This is a genomic window from Lachnoclostridium sp. An196, assembly GCF_002160135.1.
Taxonomy (GTDB): Bacteria; Bacillota; Clostridia; order Lachnospirales; family Lachnospiraceae; genus Hominiventricola; species Hominiventricola avistercoris.
Genome location: NZ_NFJZ01000011.1, coordinates 99282 through 125361 on the forward strand (window position 1 = coordinate 99282; position 26080 = coordinate 125361).

The 26080-nt window shown below is 51.4% G+C and carries 16 protein-coding genes and 1 other annotated feature; of the genes, 1 reads left to right on the plus strand and 15 read right to left on the minus strand.

From position 1 onward, the window contains the following. Positions 1 to 7 precede the first annotated feature (7 nt). The 11 genes from B5F29_RS13145 to B5F29_RS13195 all read right to left on the minus strand — a co-directional run bounded on the left by B5F29_RS13145 (position 8) and on the right by B5F29_RS13195 (position 20717). Positions 8 to 1852, minus strand: a complete 1845-nt coding sequence (locus tag B5F29_RS13145) for an ABC transporter ATP-binding protein (protein WP_087155073.1) — start codon at positions 1850 to 1852, stop codon at positions 8 to 10. Then, positions 1852 to 3573 carry an ABC transporter ATP-binding protein gene (locus B5F29_RS13150; RefSeq protein WP_330397622.1) on the minus strand — a complete coding sequence of 574 codons (1722 nt, stop codon included), beginning with the start codon at positions 3571 to 3573 and terminating at the stop codon, positions 1852 to 1854. The genes B5F29_RS13145 and B5F29_RS13150 overlap by 1 nt, the downstream gene beginning before the upstream one ends. A gap of 94 nt (positions 3574 to 3667) precedes the next feature. After that, complete coding sequence (locus B5F29_RS13155; RefSeq protein ID WP_087155075.1) at positions 3668 to 7213, minus strand: DUF4132 domain-containing protein; 3546 nt, start codon at positions 7211 to 7213, stop codon at positions 3668 to 3670. Beyond that, positions 7200 to 9245, minus strand: coding sequence for an SWIM zinc finger family protein (locus B5F29_RS13160; protein ID WP_087155076.1), 2046 nt, complete (start codon positions 9243 to 9245; stop codon positions 7200 to 7202). The genes B5F29_RS13155 and B5F29_RS13160 overlap by 14 nt, the downstream gene beginning before the upstream one ends. A gap of 18 nt (positions 9246 to 9263) precedes the next feature. Next, complete coding sequence (locus B5F29_RS13165) at positions 9264 to 10391, minus strand: VWA domain-containing protein (RefSeq protein ID WP_087155077.1); 1128 nt, start codon at positions 10389 to 10391, stop codon at positions 9264 to 9266. Then, positions 10388 to 12814: a DUF5682 family protein gene (locus B5F29_RS13170; protein ID WP_087155078.1), complete on the minus strand. Its 2427-nt coding sequence runs from the start codon at positions 12812 to 12814 to the stop codon at positions 10388 to 10390. Before B5F29_RS13170 ends, B5F29_RS13165 begins: the two co-directional genes overlap by 4 nt. Beyond that, on the minus strand, positions 12775 to 13890 hold the full coding sequence (locus B5F29_RS13175; RefSeq protein ID WP_087155079.1) for an ATP-binding protein: 1116 nt from the start codon (positions 13888 to 13890) through the stop codon (positions 12775 to 12777). The genes B5F29_RS13170 and B5F29_RS13175 overlap by 40 nt, the downstream gene beginning before the upstream one ends. Before the next feature lie 496 nt (positions 13891 to 14386). After that, positions 14387 to 15412: a tRNA preQ1(34) S-adenosylmethionine ribosyltransferase-isomerase QueA gene (queA, locus tag B5F29_RS13180; RefSeq protein ID WP_087155080.1), complete on the minus strand. Its 1026-nt coding sequence runs from the start codon at positions 15410 to 15412 to the stop codon at positions 14387 to 14389. 16 nt (positions 15413 to 15428) lie between these two features. Beyond that, positions 15429 to 17186: a CotH kinase family protein gene (locus tag B5F29_RS13185; protein WP_087155081.1), complete on the minus strand. Its 1758-nt coding sequence runs from the start codon at positions 17184 to 17186 to the stop codon at positions 15429 to 15431. Between the two features lie 33 nt (positions 17187 to 17219). Continuing rightward, positions 17220 to 19664: a phenylalanine--tRNA ligase subunit beta gene (gene pheT, locus B5F29_RS13190; RefSeq protein WP_087155082.1), complete on the minus strand. Its 2445-nt coding sequence runs from the start codon at positions 19662 to 19664 to the stop codon at positions 17220 to 17222. Between the two features lie 15 nt (positions 19665 to 19679). Then, positions 19680 to 20717 carry a phenylalanine--tRNA ligase subunit alpha gene (locus B5F29_RS13195; RefSeq protein ID WP_087155083.1) on the minus strand — a complete coding sequence of 346 codons (1038 nt, stop codon included), beginning with the start codon at positions 20715 to 20717 and terminating at the stop codon, positions 19680 to 19682. Between the two features lie 79 nt (positions 20718 to 20796). After that, positions 20797 to 21019 (minus strand) — a binding site (T-box leader). Positions 21020 to 21141: 122 nt separating this feature from the next. On the opposite strand from B5F29_RS13195, the gene B5F29_RS13200 reads away from it, so the two are divergent. Then, positions 21142 to 23220, plus strand: a complete 2079-nt coding sequence (locus tag B5F29_RS13200; RefSeq protein ID WP_087155084.1) for a BglG family transcription antiterminator — start codon at positions 21142 to 21144, stop codon at positions 23218 to 23220. Between the two features lie 58 nt (positions 23221 to 23278). On the opposite strand, the gene B5F29_RS13205 is transcribed toward B5F29_RS13200, so the two are convergent. Genes B5F29_RS13205 through B5F29_RS13220 form a run of 4 tightly spaced genes read right to left on the minus strand, consistent with a single transcriptional unit; the run spans position 23279 to position 26059 of the window. Further along, positions 23279 to 23764 (minus strand): hypothetical protein, encoded by a 486-nt coding sequence (locus B5F29_RS13205; protein WP_087155085.1) that lies wholly within the window; start codon positions 23762 to 23764, stop codon positions 23279 to 23281. 15 nt (positions 23765 to 23779) lie between these two features. Further along, complete coding sequence (dapA, locus tag B5F29_RS13210) at positions 23780 to 24673, minus strand: 4-hydroxy-tetrahydrodipicolinate synthase (RefSeq protein WP_087155086.1); 894 nt, start codon at positions 24671 to 24673, stop codon at positions 23780 to 23782. A 1-nt stretch (position 24674) separates the two neighbouring features. After that, on the minus strand, positions 24675 to 25289 hold the full coding sequence (locus B5F29_RS13215) for a KpsF/GutQ family sugar-phosphate isomerase (protein ID WP_087155087.1): 615 nt from the start codon (positions 25287 to 25289) through the stop codon (positions 24675 to 24677). A gap of 20 nt (positions 25290 to 25309) precedes the next feature. Further along, positions 25310 to 26059 carry an HpcH/HpaI aldolase family protein gene (locus B5F29_RS13220; protein WP_087155109.1) on the minus strand — a complete coding sequence of 250 codons (750 nt, stop codon included), beginning with the start codon at positions 26057 to 26059 and terminating at the stop codon, positions 25310 to 25312. Positions 26060 to 26080: the final 21 nt, after the last annotated feature.

A 26080-nucleotide genomic window follows, 5' to 3' on the forward strand; every position in this document is an offset into this window, starting at 1 on the left:
TTTCATGTCAGCTCAGCTCGAACATACCATGATAGAGCTGATAGTATCTGCCTTTCTGAGCCAGCAGATCCTCATGATCGCCTCTCTCCATGATCTGTCCGTGCTCAAGCACCATGATCGCGTTCGCATTGCGCACGGTACTCAGCCGGTGGGCGATCACGAAAACCGTTCTTCCTTCCATGAGCTGATCCATTCCCTTCTCGATCAGGGCTTCCGTTCTGGTATCCACAGAAGAAGTAGCTTCGTCCAGTATCAATACCGGAGGGTCTGCCACGGCCGCCCTGGCGATGGCCAGGAGCTGACGCTGTCCCTGGGACAGGTTTGCCCCGTCGGAAGTCACCATCGTATCATATCCCTTCGGCAGACGCCGTATAAAGGAATCTGCATTGGCGATCCGCGCCGCCTTCTCGATCTCCTCCTGTGTGGCGTCCAGCTTTCCAAACCGGATATTGTCGGCGATCGTTCCTGTGAAAAGATGAGTATCCTGCAGCACAATGCCCAGAGAACGGCGAAGAGCGTCCTTTTTGATCTCCTTAACATCGATGCCGTCGTACAGCACCTGCCCTCCCTGCACATCGTAGAACCGGTTGATCAGATTGGTGATCGTCGTCTTCCCGGCTCCCGTAGAACCTACAAACGCGATCTTCTGACCCGGATGGGCGTACAGGCTGATATTTTTCAATACCGGATAATTTTCTTCGTAGCCAAAATCCACGTCCACGAAACGGACGTCCCCCCGCAGCGGCACCAGTGTACCGTCCGGTTTCTTCCAGGCCCAGTGTCCGGTCCGTTCCTCACAGGGCACCCATTCTCCATTCTGCTCTCTGACACGCACCAGATCGGTCTTTCCTTCATCTACTTCCGGCTCCATCTGCATGACACGGAATACCCTTTCGGCGCCTGCCAGCGCGGACAAAAGAAAATTGCTCTGCTGGGTAAACTGATTGATAGGAAGAGCCGCCTGGCGTACAAAGACCAGATAACTTGCCAGGCCGCCTACATCGGTCATTCCCCTCAGGGCCATGATTCCTCCCAGCACCGCCACAATGGCATAATTCATATAAGAGATGCTGACCACCGCCGGGACCATCGTGGCAGCATATCCCTGCGCGCCCGTACCAGCCTTTTGAAGCGCGCGGTTCTTCTTCCGGAATGTCTCCAGATTCGCTTCTTCATGATTAAATACTTTAACCACCTTCTGCCCGCTGACCATTTCCTCGATATAACCGTCCAGGTCTCCAAGACTTTCCTGTTGGCGGGAATAATATTTTTTGCTCCTGGCCGCGCTGAACCGGATATACAGGAACATGGCGGCATATCCGATGACTACCAGAAAAGACAGCTTCCAGTTCAGGATAAACAGAAGCGTCAGGGTTCCCACGATCTGGATAAAACTCTGGATCATCATGGTAAAACTGTTATTCAGCGCGTCCGAGATGGTATCCACGTCATTGGTAAAATAACTCATGACGTCTCCATGACGGTTCGTATCAAAAAATTTAAGAGGCAAAGTCTGCAGATGGGCGAAAAGATCCCGGCGAATATCGAACAGTACCTGCTGCGCGGCTTTTACCATGGTCTGTGTATATCCATATGCCGAAAGAGCGCCCACCACATAGATCAGGGCAGTGACTGCCACGCCCCGGATGAGCGAGGAGATCTGCCCGTCCGCCAGATTGTTTATAATCGGACGGATCATATAAGTACCCAGCAGATTTGCCGCAGCGCTTACTGTCACCAGCAGCGCCACAATCAAAAGCATAAACTTATGCCGTCCCATGTAAGCCAGCAGCATTTTTATCGTATATCCCAGATTTTCCGGTCTCTTTCCGCTGAACTGACGCGCTGCCATTATTCCTCGCCTCCTTTCATCTGTGTATGGTATATCTCCTGATAGATCGGATCATGGGCCAGAAGCTCCTGATGCGTGCCTATGGCGTGTACTTTTCCGTCGTCCAGGATCACGATCTGGTCCGTATTCATCACGGAAGTCACCCTCTGGGCAATGACGATCTTCGTCACATCAGTCCAGGAGGCAAGCCCGGAGCGGATCTTCCCTTCTGTAGCCGTATCGACGGCGCTGGTAGAATCGTCCAGAATCAGGATCTTCGGATGCTTCAGCAATGCCCTCGCGATGCAGAGTCTCTGCTTCTGTCCTCCTGAAATATTAGCGGCGCCCTGCCCCAGATCCGTATCCAGTCCGTCCGGCATCCGTTCCAGGAATTCGTCCGCGCAGGCGGCGCGGCATGCTTCCCACAGCGTCTCGTCATCCGCATCCGGATTGCCCCATTTCAGGTTTTCACGGACAGTACCCGAAAAAAGTACATTCTTCTGAAGAACGATCGCCACCGCATCTCTGAGCGTCTTCAGGTCATACTCCCGCACATCCCGGCCGCCCACGCGCACCACGCCCTGCGTGGCGTCATACAGTCTGGGAATCAGCTGTACCAGCGTGGTCTTGGAAGAACCGGTACCTCCCAGGATTCCCACGCTCTGGCCTTCCCTGATATGCAGATCTACCCCTGACAGAGCATATTCCTTCGCGTCTGAACGATATTTAAAGGACACATTTTCAAAATCCACACGGCCGTCCGGCACCTCACAGACCGCGTTTTCCGGAGAATCCAGAACGATTTTCTCATCCAGGACTTCATTGATCCGGACAACACTGGCCAGAGAACGGCTGAGCAGCAGGAACACGTTGGCGATCATCATGAGGGAATTCATAACCTGCATCACATAGCTCAGAAATCCGGTCAGATCTCCTACCTGAAGCGTGCCCCGCAGGATCATATTGCCGCCAAACCAGAGCATGAGTATGACCACCAGATACATGGCCGCCTGGAAGACCGGCAGATTCAGCACCGCTATATGAAAGGTCTTTCTGCTGGCGTCGGAAAGCTCTGTATTGACCTCCCGGAACCTGGCCTCTTCATATTCTCCCCGGACAAACGCCTTCACCGCACGGATCGCGGTCAGACACTCCTGCACCACACTGTTCAGCTGGTCTACCTGTTTTTGCAGCAGGGTATACATGGGGCCGACTTTCCGGGTGATAAAATACAGGGCAATGCCCAGGGCCGGAGCGCATACCACAAAGATCAGCGCCAGTTCCGCGTTCATCCAGAAAGAGAGGCCGATCCCCATGATCAGCATAAACGGCCCGCGGACCATGGGGCGGAAGCCTCCGTTGATCGCATTCTGCAGAACGGTCACATCCGTCGTCATCCTTGTGATTAAAGAAGACGAAGAAAAATGATCCAGGTTGGAAAAAGAATAATTCTGTACATGCGTATATTCCGCTTCCCGGATCCGGGCTCCCCAGCCATAAGAAGCTCTTGCCGCAAAGCGGGCATATAGAAGTCCCGTAATCAGTGCCAGAAGAGCGCAGATCCCCATCTGCACACCTTTATGAAAAATATAGGGAATATCCTGATTCACCACGCCCACATCGATCAGATCCGCAGTCAGAACCGGGATAAAAAGTTCAAAACAGCTTTCAATCAATATCAGGACCACGCCGACACACACATCCTTCCGGTACGGTCCCATAAGTTTTAAAAGTCGCTTCATATCCTGCATTGTAATCTCCCTCTTTCAGACTGCCTCGTCATTTATCAATATGTCAATTATAAACTTGAAGTGAAATATGTCAATCTAAAAAATGTCACTGTCTGCACTCCGGATAAGCCAGCTGCTCCTGGCTGGAAGCCGTAGCCCGCGCGAGCTGCAGTATGATCTCGCTGAAATATCTGGGCGGCACCTGATCCAGCGTATACCGGTTCTCATCTTTCACCGTGTCATACACATAACTTCCCCGTGCAACGGTTCCTGCTTTGTAAAAGACCGCTCCGTAGACCGTCACTTCCTCATTCTCATCTCCCACATAGCTTCCGGAAAATTCCAGCTCCACGCCAAGATTTCCATCTTCCCGGTAAAAGTCCGTATAGACGCCCGCATCCTGGACAGAGCCGCGGTACCATCCCATACTCTGCAGTTTTCCGGACAAGGATAAGCCATTCAACAATTTGCCTCCAAAACGGGTCAGCTCATTCTTACCCTTTTCTTCCTCCCGGATCCGGTACACAGGACGGTCCAGCTGCTCGATGGGCTGCGTCACCTCATAATCAGCCAGCTGTTCCTTCCAGGCATTCCGTTCCTCTTCGGACAGTTCGATGGGATGCACCAGCCCTGCCATCCCCTCCTCCGGGAAATCGTATTCCTCTTCATCCACGGTGTTAAAACTTCCATCCTCCATATAACGGAAGGTTTCTTTTAAGGAACCATTTTCATAGATCCCCCAGATCAGTCCGATGGCGAACTGGTGCATGACGGGGTTCTTTATAAACAACGCTTTCCACTGTGCTACATTCCAGAGCCGTTCCGCGGACATGGCCTGCTCCATACGGAGTTTCTGATTAGCGGCCACCGTTTTCAGCTGTTTCTTCAGCTGCTTAAAGTCCGCGTAAGCCTCCGCCGCTTTTTCAGGATCGTCTTTCTTTCCGGGCGACGGCATGTTTTTCAGCCGTTTGTCTTCTCCGTCAAAGATCTCCAGTTCCAGAGCCGGAGTCAGATAGACCCGGAATGACCGGGAGCCATAGTCAAAAGTGCGCTCCAGATTCTCGTCAAATCCCAGCGTGGGCACGATACGGTCCTCCAGCTCCGCGCGGCTGATCCCCAGGGCAGCGGCCGCATAATCCAGCGCCTGGGCGGCGGCCGTCTTTACCTGACGGAATTTGAATTTCCTGGAGATCTGGTCCACCAGAAGAAGCGCTTCCGAACTTCCGTTCAGTGCCAGTGCCTTTACTGCCTCCGCGGCAAGAGCGCCTCTGGAATGCTGGGGCCATTCCTGGATCTGCCGGTGAAAAAGAGGGACTACCGCCTCTCCCCCGTGGATCGCCGCCGCGTAGAGTACCCATTTTTTCTTTGCCTCTGCCCCGGTATCCATCCATTTGTCAAAAAGTTCCTTCACATACTGTCCCAGCTCTTTTTCATCCAGTTCCGCCGCCAGAAGAGCCGCCTCCGGGCTGACTCCCGGTACGGACATATCCGCATAGCACACCAGAAGCGCCTGCAGATATTCTTCCGGGACAGCGCTTCCATCCCTTTTATGCACCTGACCAAAAGGCGTCTCATACGCCCAGGCCACCTTTCTCTTTTTGCCGCCCTTCAGGATCTCCGAAACCATTTTTTCCGCAGACTGTTCTTTCGCAGGAACAGCCTCTTCTCCTTCCGGCTCCGCTCCCAGGCATTCCCGCAGCAGTTCTTTCAGTTTTTTGCTCTTTTCCTTTTCCAGCGCCTCTGCCAGTTCTTCCCGGTAATTTTCCACGCCCCAGTTTCTCATAACCTGAACCGCGATCTCCCTCTCCTGGGATTTCCCGGAAGAAAGGAATGCCCGGATCTCTGGTTCCCACTGAGGATGCCCTGTGCAGATCAGAACCAGGGCAGCGCGCACCTGGCGGGAACCGTCCAGGGCACAGGCAAGAATGGTCTCTTTCTCCTGCTGCCAGTATGTATCCAGCACCCTGAGACAAATATCCCTGCCCACCGCAGTACTGTTTTTAAGCGCTGTGCAGAACTCTTGCCGACGGGCCTGGAATCTCCTGGAAAGAGCCTCCACCGCCGCTTCCATAAAATGATTTTTATCTGTCTCCGAGTAATATCCGGAATAGATTCCCTCCATGGCGTCTGCCTGGTACTGGATCGGAACGTCCTCTTCCTCCAGCATTTTTACCAGTTCTTCCACTTTTTCATTCAGCTTTCCGGAATCCTTTCCTCTGGGCAGATAATGATAGACAAAATAACCTCCCCGCATTTTCAGCGCTTCCAGGACTACTGCTCTCCTGTAAAACAGCCCTCCGCCTTTTTCCATAGAATCCAGCTGCTTCATTCCCTGATAAAAATATCCGTATCCGCCTCTCCAGGAATTCACATAAGGACAAAGATCGTCAACAGAACCTTCTCCCAGCAGATACCTCTTTGCTTCCTCCCGTCCGGCAGTAAGCCCTCCCGTCAGTTCATCCGCCAGTTTCTGGTAAAAGGTTCCGGAAACGGCAGTATCTGCTTTCCGGTACAGCACCGGATCTGTCTTCCGGATCTGTTCCATGATATACTGATAATCCTCTGTAGTCGTGGTGCCTTTCTCCATCTCTTCCAGTACCAGATCCTGGGCGCAGGAAATCATATGGCGGAATCTTCCGTCAACCCGGTTCTTCATATACCATTGAACAAAAAATCCGGTACTTACCGGAAGAATCCACTCCAGCCTGGATGCATGTTCCTGGAACCAGGCATCCTCCGACATCTGTCTGCAGGCGTTCATCGTATCCGCCGGATTTGCCGCCGCCATAATCTGCAGAAACGCCGGAAAACTTTTGGAGTACGGCAGCGCCAGGAACGCGCATCCTGACAGAAGTGTAAGAAGATATTGATGCGTCTGCTTCCCTGTCAGGACCTTTGCAAGATCCTGCGGAAAGGAACCCTGCGGATTTCCTGTCACGACATAATCCTGCAGCATCTTTTTTTCTTCCTCGTTCAGACCGGGAGACTGGAATACCGCCGGCAGACTGGAGACTAGATTTTTTATCAAAAACCCGATTATTTCCCGTTCCTCAGATCCTTCTGAAGAAAAATGTCTGCCCAGTATCTGCTGAATCGCTCTTTGATTCTCTTCCTTTTTCTTTTTCTCATTCAGATAGAGCGCAGAGAGAAGCACTTTTGCATTGTCATATTTATGGCAGCACAGACTCATGGCCTGGCGTAGCAGCTTCAGGTTGTCTGGAACGGGACGGACCAGTTCTTTAATATTCATCCAGGAAAGTGTCCACATGTTCCAGACCAGCGCCTCCGCCCGAATTGCCAGAGACTGATCCGACGGCAGATATTCTTGTAAATCTTTCAGCATATAAACATGATGGAACAGCGCGTATCTCGCCGTGGAACCGCCTGCCGCAGCCACAAACCGCACATACCGGGACAGTTCTTCCTTCTTTCCTCTCTTTTTCAGATGCTCTATATAGGATATGCTTTTGTTCTGATCCTCCTCCGGAAGCTCCGACAGATCCTGCGGCTTTACCTGCTTCAGAATCTCTGCCTCTTTTCCTTCGCTCTGCGAGAAATATATATCCGCAGTTTTCCGGTTTTCTTCCGAAAGCCTCAATGCGTCCAGAGCATCCATGAGTTTTTGATAATTTCTTTCTTCATTCAGATTCATACGTTTCTTCCCCTTCCAAACTGTTTTCCCGCATTCCGGCCATCGCCAGATCCATCTGCGTTCTCTGCAGTCCCAATGTAATGTATTCCATTAGCCGGACCCAGATCCCGATCACCGGCTCCGGATCGGATTTTATCTGGTGTCTCTGACTTTCCAGCTGTCCTCTTAAACGCGACAGTTCTTCTCCGGCCAGATGGAGGCCCAGACCGGCTGCCTCTCTTTCCATACTGTACATCTGGGATAATGTTTCCGGCTGCACTGAGCGGAGTCCGCTTTGGAAAAGATCTGACAGCGTCACTCTGATCTCCTGCAGACATTGTTCCGCGGCACGGATAACTCCGGCAGACAGCGCGCCGACATCTCTCCTGTTTTCCTGCCCGCTTTCCGAACCGTTTACAGATGGACAAAGTCCCGCGCCGTCAAAATATTCCACAGGATAAAGGCAGATTTTTCCTTCTTCCAGATATGGTATCCCGAAAAATACCAGCGGGCTGTCTTCCTGTCTGTCCAGCCGCCCGCTCAGACGCTCCAGCACGCGGATCGTAAGCCTTTCCTCTTTTGAATAAGTCACCGCCACGTGCAGGCAGTTTCCCTGTACATCATAGATTTCCATATCGAAACGCTGCTTCACGGTGTCGAATCTGCCTTTTTTACAATGAACCGCTCCTGCCAGGACCGGTTCCCGGTTCTGGATCATCTGCCGCTGGAAGAGCCGGCGGTAATCCCAGATCACCATCTCCCGGATCTCCTTACCGGACAGATCACGGTTTCCCACAATCTCGCTTTTTGTCTCCCGGCTCACAGACAGCCTGCCGCCTTTCGCGGCCTTCGCATCGGTCAGATAAAACTCCAGTTCCATCATCTTTCCCCGGCTGCAGTTCAGGCCCCAGGGCGCCTGCGCGTGTTTCTCATTCCCGGGCGGACGCCGTCTTATTCCTTCATAAAAGGAAGGGCGCGCGTCCGTCCAGGTGTACCACTTCTTCTGCTCCAATTCCAGAAAATAATATCTCTCTCCCTCATAACCTGTCTTGTTTTTGAAATAACTGCTCCCCACTCCCATAAGATGCAGGGGCGGCACCCGTTCATAGGTGTCGCGGAAAGTTCCTGCCAGGCTGCGCATTTCCTCCGGTCCTGCCTGTTCCAGGCGGACGGCATCCCGATACAAGAAGAGGAGACGTCCCATCAGATCTGCTTCCCGGAAAGCGGCAGAACGGGTGAAATACTGCCGGAATTCCACAGCCGCTCCCCGGAACCTTGACTCAAAGGCAGGAAGACCGGCTCCATGGCAGATCACCGCCAGCCGCTCCATACTTTCCTCTGCTTCCGGCGACAGCCTGGATAATCCGGTCATAAGCTGCAGCCGGATCCCTTCTTTTATGGAACGGACTGCCTGAAGGACCGTTTCCCTGTCCGGATTCTCCCGGTTGTCCTCCAGTGTTTTAAGCTGCCCCGGCGTAATCGTCTTTTTCAGGAGCTGATATGCCAGGATCGCCTGCGCTTTATGCGCGCACAGCTCTCTGCTGTGGCAGGTGCAGGTGGAATATTCCAGCGGACTCAAAAGTTTCACGGTCACATTCTCCCATGGAATCTGTACGGTGACTGTGCTTCCTTCCTCAATCCGGGGATATTCCCCTCTCTCTATATGGGACAGAAATTCCCTGTACGCTTTGATTCTGCACGCCTGCTGCAGCCGGCGAAGCGGGACAGAAAGCAGTTCCTTTTCAGGATTTATCTTTTCATCGGAGGTCTTTTCTCCGCTTTCCCCTTCCAGTCCTTTTCTCAGAAAGATCATGGCGGCAATCCGGTGACGGCACATACTTCTGGACGGGCAGCTGCAGGCGCTGTCCCCCAGAGGGACCTTGATCCGGCAGACTGCGTCTTTCAGCCTGACTTCCGCCTCATTCCCGTTCCAGGATACCTCCGGTGTCTCCTGCTCCAAATCCTTATATGCTCTCTTCACCATCCCCCGGTTGGAAAGTCCGGTCAGATATTCGTCCCCTGCCTGGATCAGCAGTCTTTTTAGCTCTTCCATCTTACAGTCCTCATATATTTACCGCATTACTTTTCCGCAGAAATCTCCCAGTGCTTCCGGCGTCATGGCTCCTACATACGCTCCCAGATCCGCCAGATGCTGCGCGGTTCTGCGGTCATAGACCGGATTGGCCTCCATATCCAGAGCAGTCAGGCAGACCAGCTTCGCCCCGCTCTCGATGATCCCCCGGCTCACTGTAAGAAGCCCTGCAAGGCTTCCGCCCTCGCACAGATCGGACACCAGCACGACTATGGTCTTATGCGGATTCTCCATCAGCGTCCCGCAGTACTGCAGCGCGCCGCCGATATTAGTTCCTCCTCCCAGCTGGATGCTCATAAGCGTCTCCACCGGATCGTCCAGGTGAGCGCTCAGATCCACCACCTGGGTGTCAAAAATCACCAGCCTGGTATCCAGCATAGGCAGTTTGACAAAGATTCCCGCCATCACTGCGCTGTGGATCACCGAGTCCAGCATGGATCCGCTCTCATCCACCGCGATGATCACCCTCCACTGGCTGTATTTCCGGGTCCTGCTGCTGAAATAGACCTGTTCCAGCCAGAGTCTTTCATTTTCCGTATCATAGTGCCTGAGATTTTTCCGTATGGTCTTTTTTATATCCAGATTGCGGATGGATCTTACCGGGCTGGGACTGTTCCTGTCAAGGCTTCCCAGAAGGGAGCGGCGGATATCCTGATTCAGCTTTTCCGCGATCTCCTCCGCCACCTTCTTCACAATCCGGCGCGCCGTCTCCAGCACTTCGCCTTTCATCAGATGCTTCAGCTGCAAAATCGTTTTCAGGAGTTCCTGATTGGGCTCCAGCTTTTCCAACACTTCTTTGTCCGTCAAAAGTTCGGTGAGCTGATAGCGGTCCAGCGCATGTCTCTCCAGGATCTCCACGGTCTCTTTGGGAAAAAGCCGGCGGATCTTTGTGATCCAGGCAGCAGCGGTCAGCCGGCTTCCTTCCGTGCCGCCTTCCCGCCGCACATCTTCTCCGTATTCCCGTGAATAAAGGAAATCCAGCGCGTCTTCCAGGTCGTAACAGGAGATGCCCCCTTCCAGCCATCCTCCATCCCCGAAAGAGATCTGGTCTTTTGCCTGTTTTCCCAGAATCAGCCGCCAGCGGTTCATCCGTTCTGTACCGTTCATGAATCCGCTCCTTTCATCTGCTCCCGAATATAATGGTCCAGAGTTTCTCCGTAGGCATACTCCTCCGGTGAAGCCGCCCTCCCCCGCAGGATATCCTGCCCTTTCTTTCCATGGAACGCTGCCGCGCGGGCCGCGATCCGGTCTGTCTCCATGGGAGTAAAGTAGCTGAAAGCCAGTCGAAGCTCCGGCAGCAGTTTCAGGAATTCTTCCGTGGAGAGACGCCCCAGCAGTCCGTCGATCAGTTCCAGGAAGTCCCCGCTGGCAAACACATAGTCACGGGCCGTGAAAAACAATCCCCGCAAAAATGCCGCGCTCCCCCTTCGCGCTTCTTCGGTCCCCTGCATATATCCTTCCGCGGCAGTTTTGATCCTTTCACCGGAATTGCCGTCAATGCCATAAAAGAGTCCAAGCGCCGCGCCTTCAATACCCGGGTTCAGGGGTCTGCGCTCCAGCATCCGTTCCATCGCATCTGCAAATACCGGCCGGTACAAAGCATAAGTTTCTTTCTCCGTGATCTGATAAAGAGAACGCAGACATTCCATACATGCCTGCTGTTCTTCCTCTCCGGTCTGTCCCATAAACGGCAGAAGCTGCAGAATCTTCTGAAAACAGATCTCGATCAGCCGGTCCAGATCCATCCTGTCACGAACCTGATACAGATCCTGAAGCTCGCTCAGCATAACCAGATGGGAAAATCCCCTGCTCAGGGAAAAGAAATCGCCGTCTTCCGCAAGGATCCGCGCAAACCGTCCCGCCGATTTTTCCTGCTCATCATAAAGTCCCATGAGGAAACCGGATACCAGCAATTCCGCCGCTTCCTGACAGCCTCCGCATCCGGCGAAGCGCATCCGGAACCGGGTGCGGACTGCTTCTTCTGTCGTGCCGCCGGAAACACTTGCGTCGATGAGCGCCGCGGTCACCTGCGCTGACCACCGGTAATACCAGATCTCCCGGACCCGGTTCCGATCCCTGCGCTTCACCAGATCCGATCCCTTTTTTCTCCTGGCAAACCCGCACCCCAGAAATTCTGTCTGATAGAAGAAACGGCTCATCTGAAGATGCTTTTTTTTCGCGAAAATTTCCAGCGTACACTCCTGCTCTGTCGTAGAATGAATCTTCAGTCCGAACAGCGCGCACTGTCTTTCAAAATCATCCAGAAGCGGCGGTCTTGCGGCTTCCGCGCACAGCGTTCCTGTCTGCTCGCCGGTCGTGATCTGTGAAAGAATCCTCAGCGGTCCGTCCGTAGACACACTGTATTCTCCTTTCACAAAAGACGACAGCGCGCTGTCCCTCAGTTCATAGAGGCCGGGACTTCTCTTTCCGCGAAGAGACGCCAGGCCTTCCGCCATGGAAAAAGCGCATGCTTCGTCGTAGACGGAAATGCTTTCGTCTTTTCTGCGCGCTCTCCTGCCTGTGGCTGCCAGGAAATGGAGCACTGTATCCGGATAAGCTCTGTCCGGGGATTCTTCCGCCTCCAGCCATTTCCAGACCTGATCATAGAATCCCGGAGACTGCATGCCGCTGGCATAACCGTTCAATGCATCCGCCGCTTCCATAGAATAGGCCATGGGATACACCGACTGGTCCTTCTCATCCGCTTTGTGGAGCCGTACCGGTTTTCCCAGAAAACGAACCCCTCTTCCCTCCTGATATTCCAGAAGCGTTCTCAACCCGTCCGTATGAAATCCTCCTGTAACCGCCAGAATTTTCCGGTATTTTTCAGAAGCCCCGGCGATCTTCTGCGCCATATACCTCTCCCGGAGGAGACATCCATCCGCTTCCAGCTCTTCTGCCGGCGTATGACTGCGTGACAGTCCGCAGTAGACGCGCATCTGACGGACAAACTCAGACGTCTTCATGGAAAGTCCGCGGATTTCAAAATATTTCTCCCAGAATTCTTCAAAATCCCGAAGCCCGGTCTTCTCGCAGAGCAGCTTAAGATAACGGCTCCTGCTCAGCAGATAATCGTCATTATAAGTCTGCTTCTCTCCCTCGCTCCGGATCCCGCGGTTTTCGGCGGTCCCCGCAAGGATCTCCATATAGGGAAGGTCTATGAATTCTGCATGTATCCCTCTCTGATCTGCCTGCCGGAGCGCTGTAAGCTCCGGAGAACAGTCCAGAAACGGATAATAACATTTATATTCCTCCTTTGCGGGACTGATAAACCCCTCTCTGTCCTTGTAGGAATAGTACAATGCCAGCGGCGGCTTTGTGTCCCTGTGGATCAGCGTTGGGATCAGCGCTTCCGCGTTCTTCGGTCCTTCGATCAGGATACAGTCGGGAGAATAGTCCTCGATGGCTTTTTTCAGATGGAACGAACAGACCGGGCTGTGATGGCGGACCGGAAAAAAGAGAACCGGCGCATTCAGGTCGTAATGCTCTCCTATCTCAGATATTTCCTCGCTTCGTAATAGCTGCTCCATAAACCGCCCTCTTTTCCTCCCCTGTCGCGGACTACTGTCTGAAAATATCCCCGCAGTTTCTCCAGGTCATCGCTGTTTTCCTTCTGAACCGCGCCCACCAGATTCTGGACCAGACATCCCATGTCCATATGAGAGTCTCCATAATAATACGCCGAAAGCATGGTCTGATAATAGACAGATACCGCTTCCGCCGTACTCATCACCGCGGAAGGACGGTCAATCCGGTGTCCCATGGAAGACACCCCTTCCCGCAGTTCATGGAATGTGGACGCTAGGATCTCCGCCACATCTTCGTCCGGTTCCATATCGATCCGATTCTCCCTGGACAATTCTTTCACTTCATTGAGGATGATCTCTTTTTCCATGGATACATCTCTCACCGGCATCACCGTCTCGAAGTTAAACCTGCGCTTCAAGGCGCTGCTCATCTCGTTGACGCCTTTGTCCCTGGTATTGGCGGTTCCGATCACATTAAAGCCGGCCTTCGCGAAAAGGATTCCATCGTCTCCAAGCTCCGGCACATTCAGCACCTTGTCGCTGAGCACGCTGATCAGACTGTCCTGGATCTCCGCCGGAGTCCTGGTAATCTCTTCAAACCGGGTCAGTATCCCTTTCTCCATTCCCGTATACAGGGGAGATGGAACCAGCGCTTCCCTTGACGGCCCTTTTGCCAGAAGCAGCGCATAGTTCCAGCTGTATTTGATCATATCCTCCGTCGTGCCGGCTGTACCCTGGATCGTGTTCAGGCTGGTGCCGCTGATCGCCGCCGACAGGAGCTCTGAAAGCATGGTCTTGGCTGTCCCCGGTTCTCCCACCAGCATCAGTCCCCTGCTGCCCGCCAGCGTGATGATGCACCGCTCCACCAGAGCGTCATTTCCCAGATATTTTTTCTTCACCTGGATCTTTTTCCCGTTCCACTCCAGCGGTTCCCTGCTCCCCAGGATAAAAGTCCGCACCGCGTTCGGGGAAAGTTTCCAGTTCAGGGGCCTGCGCCCGGTATCCAGCGCTCGCAAAGCCTCCAGTTCCTCCTTGTACCGCACTTCTACCGGAGGTTTCAACTCTGTTATATTGTTCATGATCCTGTCTCCTTTGGACGGAGGCTTTTTAGAAAGTCCCCATATTATCTGTATTATAACTTTTCAACATAATAATGACAACCGTTGTTAAAAAGATATAGCGGAACACAAAATGCCATGATATAATTTTGGCGTTGTCCAACCGACACCCGGCAACGGGAGGAATAGCCTAGTGGGTGCTTTGCCACTATAAAAGAAAAGAAGAAGCCCCGGACTGTGCTGCAACACGGTTCGGGGCTTCGTTCTTTAGCCATAGATATTCTGCTTACCTTTTGCCTACTGGCATTATAACATATGCAAGGGTAAGAAGCAATTTATTCTTAACTTTATATCCTGCATAGACAATTATGCCCAAACTTACCACAGGGCAAGAACTTAGAAATAGCCTGTTTTGGGAAGCATTGATAAAAACGGTATCCCTGCTCTGTAAACTTATTCAGTTTTAATTGCAGCATTGCCTGTTGCTGTCCACAAAGCCTTGAGTACGATTTTGATATTAAACGATAAACATCGCATCCCCGAAACTGAAAAACCGGTACCGTTCTTTCACCGCTTCCGCATAGGTCTCCATAATCAGTTCCCTTCCCGCGAATGCCGACACCAGCATCATCAACGTGGATTCCGGAAGATGGAAATTCGTGATCAGAGCATCAATCATCCGGAACTGATAGCCCGGATAGATGAAGATATCTGTCCATCCGCCTCCTGCTTTCAGTATACCGTCCTCCCCGGTGGCAGACTCCAGCGTACGGCAGCTTGTGGTTCCGACGGCGATCACCCGTCCGCCTTCTTTTTTCGTCCGGTTGATCAGCTCCGCCTGGTCCTCCTCCACCACATAAAATTCCGAGTGCATATGGTGTTCCTGTATATTCTCCACCTTCACCGGCCGGAACGTGCCCAGTCCCACATGAAGTGTCACATGCGCGATGCTCACGCCCATTTCCTCGATCTGGCGGAGCAGCTCCGGCGTAAAGTGAAGTCCTGCCGTAGGCGCCGCCGCGGAACCGTCATGTTTTGCATAGACCGTCTGATAGCGGTTTTTATCCTTGAGCTGATGCGTAATATACGGAGGCAGAGGCATCTGACCCAGCTGGTCCAGGATTTCTTCAAAAATCCCCTCGTATTCAAACCGGATCAGGCGGTTTCCGTCCTCTACGACATCGATCACTTCTCCTTTCAGAAGTCCGTCTCCAAAAAGGATCCTCGCGCCGGGCCGGGCCTTCTTTCCCGGCTTCACCAGCGTTTCCCAGACATTTCCCTCTTTTCTTTTCAGCAGCAGGACTTCGATCCCGGCTCCTGTTCCCTCTTTCACTCCCATGAGACGCGCAGGGATCACTTTTGTATCGTTGATCACCAGACAGTCTCCCGGTTTCAGATACTCCACAATATCCCGGAAGATCCGGTGTTCTCTCTCCCCCGTTTCCCGGTGCAGTACCAGCAGCCGGGAAGAAGAGCGGTCCTCCAGAGGATCCTGTGCGATCAGTTCCTGAGGGAGATCATAATAAAAATCATGTAAATTCATATCTGTCCTCTATTCATTACTCATATGATATACGAATCCCGAAAAGGTTCCATATTTCTTCCGCCATTATGGCAGGACGCCTCTCCACAAAATCATATATCACTTCTTTATTTTTTTCCACTTCGTTCATATTCAGCGTATAGGTCTCATCTATGCTCTGTTTGTACGCAAGACTTTCTTCCAGTTCCCCGTCTCTCTCCGCGCAGAGCTGATCCATAGCGTCACGGACTTTTTCTTCTGTAAAATATTCCTGAATACATTGTCCAATATATCCGGCAAACAGTTCCTGCATATCTTCTCTTTGCATCACGGCTCCGAACAGGCTCGCTTCCTCCATCACCTGCTCGATCGTCAGCCAGTCCTCCTCCGGTTCATTATAAATATTGAACCCGGCTTCCATATCATAATAGAGATAACGCCATTTCCCATCCATCCGTCCCTCCCCGTAGTTCCCGTTGGAACTGTAATACCGGTAAAGCTTCACATTGTTCAATGGCCAGTCCCAGTTTGCGATATATGTTTCAATCGCATGATACTGGATCAGATTATCTACATCGATCAGCTCACAGAGTTCCGCAAACGCAGCTTCATCCGTCAGATCTTTTTCCGCGTATGCGGCGACCTCCCGGTAGTCCATGGCCGCCTCCAGCGCGTCCGGATCCGTCTCGGGCTCTTCTACTGCCCCGGCAGCCTGGGAAAGCTCCTCTCCTTCAGCTCTCCTTTCCCTGGCAGACGCTACGCTGGCGGTAGGACTGTCCGCACGCAGCGTTACAATTTCATAATGATCCCCGTACTGAAGAAGTCCGTAATTCTCTTCCATATAAAGATCATCGTAGACCTCCTGCATCCATTCAAAATTGTAGAAAGCTCCATTCAGCCATACAGATGCCGGCGTTACCGATTTGCTGTCAATCCCATCGATCTGGCCGCACAGCCGCTGAAACAGTTCTTCACGAAGAAGAGTCACGCTTTTGTCAAAGCCATGCGCCCGCAGCACCAGGCGCTCATAGCTGTCCTGCAGTTCTGTTCCTCCGCCCGGATAGTTATCGGAAAACAACGGATAGTCAAAAGAAGCACTGCCATACTCTTCTCTCGCATACAATTTGAATGATTTATAATAATCCTGCCGGCTGGCATTTCCAAAAATCCGTATTCCCGCATTCTGAGAAATCAGGACATCCCCGTCCGGCGACAGGATCTCCACATACACATCTCTCTCCCAGTCTCTTCCCTTCTGGGTAAAATTGGCCGGCTGAGTCAGTTTATCCGATATGTATTCCGTACTGTTCCGATAATCGTCCCTTATCTTTCCCTCCACCATGATCCCGTACTCATAATCATACAGATTATACGGATCACTGGTCAGGCATACCACATAGGTACTGAAACGGTCTTCTATAGTCTCCAGTTTTTCTGCATAGAAATAAGTGCGGGTAAATACTTCTCCCCACACTCCGCTTTCCTCATCATAAGTACTTGCTCTTATCACGCAGCTTTGTACCTCTTCCGAGGCCTGCATGGTTATTGCTCCTTCGTACAGCAGGCTGTCCAGCGTCGGAATACTTCCATCCAGTGTATAATAAATGGGGAAGCCGCCCTGATTCGACAGCTCCACAAGCAGATTCCCTTCCACAAAAGAATTCTTCTCTGACGCGGCAACCTCTGACATAGTCTCCACGGCTTCCGCTTCCTCAGAACTCTTTACAGCCAGCATCATGAGCACCCAGGATGCTGCCAGAATCAGCAGCACCCTGATACTTTTCCAATAATTCATCTTATTGCCTCAGCTCTGCGCGTCGTCCCCTCATTACTGTGTTCTGAGTTCCGCGCCCATCTTCTTCCCAAGTTTCTTCATAACCTGGTTCGCTGCGCTCTCGATCTCCTGGGAAGTCAGTGTCTTTTCCTCGGATCCGATCGTCAGCCGGATCGTTACAGATTTCTTCCCCTGCGGGATCTGTTTTCCTCTGTACTCCTCTACGAAAGACGCTCCTTTCACAAGCGCGCTCGCTTTCTTCTGACCCATAATCGCATCATAAATATCGTTCCATGCAGCATTGGAATCAAACAGCATGGAGATATCATAATCGGTTTCCGGATATTCGGCAAGATGCGCAAACTTATTTGTTCTGGATTTCAGCGGCTTCAGCTTCGTTGCATCCAGTTCAAAAAGCATAACAGAAAGATTCTTAATGCCGCATTCCATAGAGACTTTCTTGGCCACCAGACCCATATCGCCGATCTTTTCATCGCCAAGATATATATTCAGCCAAACCACATTGTCCGCCCAGACCGGTTTTTCTTCTTTTCTGAACTCAAACGCTTCCATATGCGTATAACGGGGCATGTACTCAAGAACTCCCTTTGCCTCTCTGAAAAGCTCATTGATATTCTTTACGCTGCTGGCAAATGCCGCCCCGATGTGTCTGCGCTGTTCCGGCAGGGCTTCTGTCTCGTCATACGGAGAACTGTAATTCCGGTCAAAAAACACCTGCGCCTCTTCAAAAATGGAAAAGTCGTTAAAGTAACGCTCGTTTTTGACCACCGCCTCGCAGAGATTCGGCAGCAGGGAAGAACGGATGCAGCTCAGGTCCGGCGCAGGAGGCGTGGAGAGCTTCAGAATCCCATCCGTATTCTGGAGAACCGCATTCACATATACGTCGTTCATCCAGGGATACGTATAGACCTCCTGCATTCCGCAGCGGACCGCCAGGTATTCCTTGATATTTCTTACCAGGCTCTTGTCTTTCTGATTGATCGCGCCCGTAAACGACGTGGTGAATGCCGTCGCTTCAAAATTGTCGTATCCGTACATTCTGGCAACCTCTTCCATCACATCGTCTTTGATGGAAATGTCCCCGGTCGAACGCCAGGTGGGAGCGACAACATGCATCTGGTCACCGGCGATCTGGACCTCGAAACCAAGACGCTCCAGGCAGCCCTGGATTTCATCGTCCGTCAGATGCTTTCCAAGTCTTTTCTCCAGCCATGTAAGATTGACGTCAATCTCTGCCCTTTCCAGCTTTTTCACATACCGGTCGCAGTACCCGGTTACTTTCAGCTCCGGATACAATTCCTGAAAATAATGCATGGAAAGCGCCAGTGCCTGATCGCATCTTTCCGGATCAACGGCCTTTTCATATCTTGAAGAAGCCTCTGTACGGGTATCATAGCGAAGCGCCGTTCTTCGGATGCCTGCCGCATCAAAGTTGGCCACCTCCAGGATCACGCGCTCGGTCTTCGGCAGAATGGAATCCTTTGCGCCGCCCATAACGCCTGCCAGAGCGACCGGTCCCTCGGAATCCGTGATCACCAGATCATCGGAACAAAGATCGATTTCTTTATCGTTCAGAAGAACGAGTTTCTCTCCTTCGGACGCATGTCTTACCACGATATGATCCGTGATATTGTCTGCGTCAAACGCATGAGTCGGGTTTCCGGTAGCAAGCATCACATAGTTCGTGATATCCACCAGCGCATTGATCGGACGCATACCGGCTTTCCAGATCCGGTTCTGCATCCGGTACGGGGACGGTTTTACCGCCACGCCGGTCATCTCCACGCCAATATATCTGGTACATCTGTCCGGATCCAGAATCTCCACTTTAAAGTCAGACTGTACGTCGGTTTCAAACGGTTTGATTTCTGCCAGTTCCAGATTGTAAAGGGCGGCAATCTCGCGGGCGATTCCATAATGCCCCCAGAGATCCGGACGGTTGGTCATAGATTTATTGTCAATTTCAAGCAGGACGTCATCCATGTCCAGTGCTTCTGCCAGAGAAGTGCCTGCCGGGACAGCAAAATCCGACAAATCGAGGATCTCTCCCTCCTGGGCTGCCGGGAAAAGGTCTCCCAGTCCGATCTCATCGGATGCACAGATCATGCCGAAGGATTCCACTCCGCGAAGTTTGGAATTCTTTATCACGACCGGCTCTCCCTCTCCATGCCAGCGGACCACCGCTCCCGGGCAGGAAACAGCCACGCGCATCCCTTCTTCCAGGTTAATGCCTCCGCAGACGATATCCTTGATCTCTCCGTTTCCAATGTCCACTTTGCAGACTCTCAGTTTATCCGCATTGGGATGCGCCTCAATCTTCTCGATCACTCCCACCACCATATGATCAAAACGGCGGGCAAGATACTCCACATCCTCCACTTCTACGGTAGACATGGTCAAGTCGTACGCAAGTTTTTTCAGATCCATGTCTTCCGGAATATTTACAAAATCCTTAATCCAAGATAATGATAATTTCATCTTTTCTCTCCTCGCTTATCTGAACTGCTTCAAGAATCTTAAGTCCGCACTGTGAAACAGTCTCACATCGTCAACACCATAACGCATCATAACCAGTCTGTCCAGACCGATATTTACATAGAAACCTGTGTACTCATCCGGATCCAGTCCCGCCGCGCGCAGCACGTTGGGATGCGGTGAACCTCCCGGCATAACCTCGATCCAACCCACATGTTTGCAGACGCTGCAGCCCTTTCCTCCGCAGACCTGACATTCCATATCGATCTCAAATCCCGGTTCCACAAACGGGAAGAAACCGGAACGCATTCTGACCGGTACATCCGTACCGAATACTTTGCTCAAGATACTCTTTATCATTACCTTGCCGGACGTAAAAGTAATATCCTTGTCCACGATCAGCGCTTCATACTGGAAGAATGCCCTCTCATGATGGGAATCCGTCGTCTCATTCCGGTACACACGGCCCGGATATACAAAACGGTAAGGCGGCTTATGAGTCTGCATATAACGGACGCTTCCTCCGGTCAGATGCGGGCGGAGGCAAAGCTTCTCGTTTGTACTGCCGCTGTCATGTCCTTCAATCCAGTAGGTATCCATACTCTCCCGCGCCGGATGGTTCTGCGGGAAATTCAGTTTATCAAACGCATACAGTTCGCTGGTGATCTCATCTTCCTCAAAGATCTCGAATCCCATGGAGCGGAACGCATCGTTCAGATCGTAGCACATCTGCGTGATCGGGTGAAGCCCCCCTCCGGACGGCAGAATCCCCGGAACCGAGCAGTCAAAGTCCGGAGATACCTCTGAGGCTTTCAGCTTCAGTTCCATCCGCTTTGCATCGATCAGCTCTGTGACCTGATTCTTCGCCTGGTTTAACAGTTTTCCCATCTCCGGGCGCAGGGCGGCGTCCAGATTCGGAAGTTCCTTCATCAAAAGGCTTAAGGCCCCCTGCTTTCCGATATATGCGCTTTTCACGTTCTGAAGTTCATTCTCATTGGCCGCTTCAGAAATCTTCGTTTTTACTTCTGATAAAATGCCTTCGATTTTATCTTTCATTATAATTCTCCTTCCTTCTGAGCTTTCATGCAGATAAATGTCAATATTTTACGGAAATAAAAAAACTCCGTCTCCAATAAAAAGGGACGAAGTTCATATTCCGTGGTACCACCCTGATTCCCGGCTTACACCGGACACTCAAGCTGCGTAACGTGCAGAAAACGTCATTCCCTACTCCCCGTTCAGGAATGCTGCTCCGGTGGGAAATTCACATTTCTGTCTGAACCCGGACGGGCTTCCAGCCGACGGCCCTTCCTCTCTGACGGAAAACAGAATGCTACTGACACCTTCTTCGCATTTGCATATCACTTTATTCATGATAACACAGAATCCTTTAAAGTCAAGCACTTTTCGATTGACACACCCCGGAAATCGTTTAAAATAGAAATAAGTGTGATTACATGCAGATAAGGGGGATCTCTGAATGGACAACGATATACTCTCACTGATACAGTATTTGCTGGCCACTCCGTTTTCGTCTCTGGAAGACATGGAAAAATCTTCCGGAGTTACCAGGCGCCAGTCTCTTTACCGTTTTGAAAAGCTGAACCGTATCCTGAAAGGAGAACATGTCCCGGCAGTCACTTTCAGCTCCACGCCCGACAAAAAAATCCTTCTGGCTCCGGAAACGCAGACTGCCCTGCAGGATCTGCTGCAGCGGTCCGGCGGCAAAGAGGCATATTTCTTCAGCAAAGAAGAACGGCTGATTTATATGTATCTTCTGCTCTTCATACACATCGATTACCTGTCGCTCAATCATTTTATCGACGCGCTCAAATGCAGCCGTTCCACAGTTCTGGCCGATTTCAGGGAACTGAAAGCCCATTTGGAGGAAAGCGGCATTGAAATTTGCAACAACCGGAAACTGGGATACTATCTGCAGGGCCCGGAGGTAGAGATCCGCCGTTTTATGATCCAGAACGTAATCCGGACACTCGCTGACCGGCACGGAAGCCAGCTTTTTGACACTTTTATTCACGACTGGAAACTGGATCTTTTTGGTTATGCCCGGCAGATTATCGCGGAACTGGCCCAGAAATGGAATATCCGCATGATCGAAGCGCGGCTGGTGGAATTCATTTACATTTTTATATTTCTGAAGACTCGCCTGCAGAACGGGGTCCAGAATACTCTGCCATTTCCCGACCAAGTAGAAACCGAGACAATCCCGTCCCTGAAAGAATACGATTTTACTACAGATCTGCTGAAACAGTATTCCGAAACAGGAGTATTCGATGAATCGGACATCCGCTATCTAACTTCCTGGGTAATCGGGATTTCTTACGGCAGATTTAACGAAAATACCAAGGACCGTCTGCTGATCGGACGAATGGCCAAAAACATCATGCTGCGCTTTGAAGCACTGAGCGGCGTGCATCTGACCGGCAACAATAAGATTTTCGTACAGCTGTACGCGCATCTTCGGCCTGCATATTACCGGCTGCTGTTCCGGCTCCCTATCTATAATCCGATCTGTGAAACCATCAAAAATGAATATGGCGAATTATATCAGCTGATGACAGAAACATTGAAGCCTTTCTCTGTTATGTTTCATGGTGAAATACCGGACGATGAAGTCGCGTATCTGACCATTCATTTTGCCGCGGCATTTTCCAAAGCGCGCGCGGAGGCACCGGTACGCCGAAAGAAAGCGCTGGTCATCTGCATCAACGGGGTAGGAAGTTCCACGATCCTTTATAATGAACTGACCCAGATGTTTCCGGAACTTAAGTTTCTTCCTCCCTGCGACACCTCCCACTGGGAGGATCTCCGTACGGAAGCAGACATCATTTTCACCACCAATCAGACGCCGCTTCATACGGCAGATCTTACAATCCCTGTCATACGGGTCAATCCTGTTATGTCAGTCAGCGAAAAAGCAGGTATTAACAGGAAAGTGCACCAATGGCTGGGTACCCGAGTTCCCAGCCAGCCGGATGTGGATGCAGTGATGAGTATTATCTCCAAATATGCGGAAATCCGCAACTATGATCATCTGTATCACGAACTGCTCTCCTACTTCAGTGAAGCGGAGCTCCCGGACACCCCTTCTGAAATCCGCCTCCATCTGACCGATATGGTCTGGCCGGAGATCATCAGTCTCCATCTTCACGCCTCCAATCGGGAAGAAGCCATCCGTATGGCATATGCGCCCATGCTGCAGCAGCACTGTATACTTGACAAATATGTGGACGAAGCCGCCCGGACGGAAAGCGGCTACATGGTTATCGCCAAGCATATTGCCCTTCCCCACACAAAGCCGGAAGCAGGCGCCATCTCCTGTGCCCTGGGAATCTGTGTACTGGACGAGCCCATACGTTTCGGCAATCAGGAAAACGACCCGGTCAAATATATCTTTGCTCTCAGCGCCGTGGACAACTCCACTCACCTGACCGCCATGGCCGAGCTGATCCGCCTTTTCAACGACCAGGATTTCTTCACTCTGCTGGATACGGCAGACGATCCGGATGAGGTAATGGCTTATATCCGCTCGCATTTGTGATCAGATTATTCTGTATTCAAAAAAGCTGCCGCAGAACCTGCGGCAGCCATATACAGCTTTATTTTACTTTTTCCGTCTTCACCAGATCAATTCCATGCTTTTTCAGGCAGTTCACCGTGTTTTCTTCCACCTCGTCCAGTTTTTTGCTCTGAAACGGATAGATAACGCCGGCATAGTACCATCCCGACGGATGTTCCACATTATCGCCCCTAAAAAAAAGCTTCAAAGTAAAACGGGTACGGATGCTTCTTGCCTCTTTCACCTGTCTGTATTTCATCTCTCTGGGTTTTCCAGGCAGATAATAGATCGTAAGACCGTCCCTTCCGAATTCGCAGACCGGCTTTTTCCGGACTAACTTATTCCCGTACCGGAACATCGCTTTCACATCGAACCAGAGTCCGGTGATTCCGAGAAAGGAAAACAGATACCAGCCTACGGCGAAGAAGGCAATAGAAGCAATCATCAGCAGGACCATCAAAAGAAGAAACAGACCTGTATAAAGCGCCAGTCTTCCCCGGTCTTCCTGAATGACATATTCCTTCATCGTGTCCGTTCCTTTCTATCTGTAAAGATTGTAGTATTTCAGCATCTCTTTGATCTTCTCGTCGTCTTCTGCAGACAGTTTCTGTACCGGCATTCTTGCAGGTCCGATCTCGGCGATGCCTGCCAGTTCGGTTGCACGCTTCATTACGCTCGGTACCGTTCCCAGACCGAGGACGCCGCGCAATACATCGATATCTTTCTGCAGCTTCTCTGCCTCTGCAGTGTTACCCTCTCGAAGCGCTTTGTCCAGTCCTACCAGCGTGTCCACGATCACGTTGCTGGTTCCTGCCACTGCCGCTACCGCACCGATGCCATATGCATAAGAAATCTTGGAATCCGAACCCACCAGAAGGCTGAAATCTTTTTTCTTTGCGATCTCTGCATAAGCGTTCAGTGTATCCAGATTTCCGCTGCTGTCCTTAATACCCACGATGTTGGGAATGTCTGCCAGACGGTCCACCAGTTCCGGATCCAGCGGGCAGCCGGTCGCTTTCGGAATGTTATAGAGAATGATCGGAATCTTCACGCTGGATGCAACCTTCTGATAGTGTGCATACAAGTTTTCATTGGTCGGTTTCAGGAAATACGGGGTAATCACAGACAGTGCGTCTACCCCTGCTTCTTCCATCTTCTGAGCCAGGCGTACCGTCTCTCTGGTAGAGCAGCAGCCAGCTCCTGCATACACCGGTACACGGTGATTTACGATCTCCACGACCTTTTTCGTGAATTCCACCTTCTCCTGCTCGTCGATTACATGGAACTCGCCGTTGCTGCCCAGGATAAAAATTCCTTTTACGCCATGAGCGATCAGATGATTGATCAGTTTTTCAGTCGCTTCATAATTGATATTCTGCTCCTCGTCGTCATAAAACGGGGTAACGATTGGTGTAATGATTCCTTCGATTTTCATCTTATTTTCCCTCCGTATCTCTGATGCTTTTGCCAAGGCTTCCGCCCGGATGCCACTTCACATACTGCTGCGGTGTCAGATTTCTTTCGTTCTGCAGCAGGATGCTCAGACTCTGCAGCATAATGATCTCAACCAGGATCGATGCGCGAGGAGGCTTATTCATAGTATCGCCTTCCTGTTCCACGCCTGCGATCAGTGCCACATCTCCCATTTTTGCCAGCCAGGATTCCGGTTTTCCTGTTACGGAAATCAACTTTGCGCCGTTATTTTTCAGAGTTTCCACAGTCGCTTTCAGTTCCATCGTCTCTCCGCTGTTGGAAATAGCGATCACAACATCCCCCGGCATCACCTGACCCGCGCTTCCATGTACGCACTCCGTTCCATGAAGCTCATACGTCGGCGTCCCGGTAGAAGAAAGCAGGGATGCCACATAACCTGCCACATGCCCCGGTTTCCCGATCCCTGTCACATGAACGCGGTTATGATTTTTCTCCGCATCCAGGATCAGTTCTTTTGCTGCGGTCAATGCATCGGTATCGATGTTGTCAGCGAATTTTTTTACTTCGCCCAGTTCGATATCCAGAAATTCTTTGACCTGTTCTTTTGCTGTTTTCATAATAACCTCCTTCTTTCTGTCTATTCTTTACATGCGGCTACCGCATGCTTCATGCCGTCCCGCAAAAGGTTGGTGTCAATAGCTGAAACAACCAGATCTACTTCATCCCAGAAGTGTCTGATCAGTTCCATGGAACCGATGATTCCAAAGGCCTTTCCATGCCGGCGGCAGACGTCGGCAATCCGGCGGATCACCGCCAGTTCTCTTTCATCCATGACGTTATCCGGAATCCCCATGGAAATCCCCAGGTCGCATGGACCCACAATCGCTGCGTCCACACCTTCCACAGACAATATTTCGTCCGCGTGTTCCGCGCCCTTTATAGTCTCTATCTGGACAATCGTCAGAGTGCGCGCATTGATCTCCTTCATATTTGCCTCATGATTTCCGCTGGGCCCATAATGGGTATTGGCCCCTCCGGAATAACTCCGCTTCCCCACCGGAGGGTACTTACTCCAGGAAACCAACTTTCTTGCATCCTCTTCACTCTCAATCATAGGGACCATGACTCCGGAAGCTCCATAATCCAGGATTTTCGACACATCCTTTCTGGAAAGCTGCGGTGCCCGCACTACAGACGGAATGCCTGAAGCATTTCCCAGTACCATCAGATCATGGAGCTGCTCATAAGAAAGAGTTCCATGTTCACAGTCATAAAAAAGGAAATCCATGCCCGCACTTTTCGCCATCAGCACAAGGGACGGATGTCCCAGAGCCTTTACTAAAATACCGCATGCTTTTCTGTCTTTTATTGTCTCTTTCATGTCCATTCTGTACCTGCCGTATTCCAT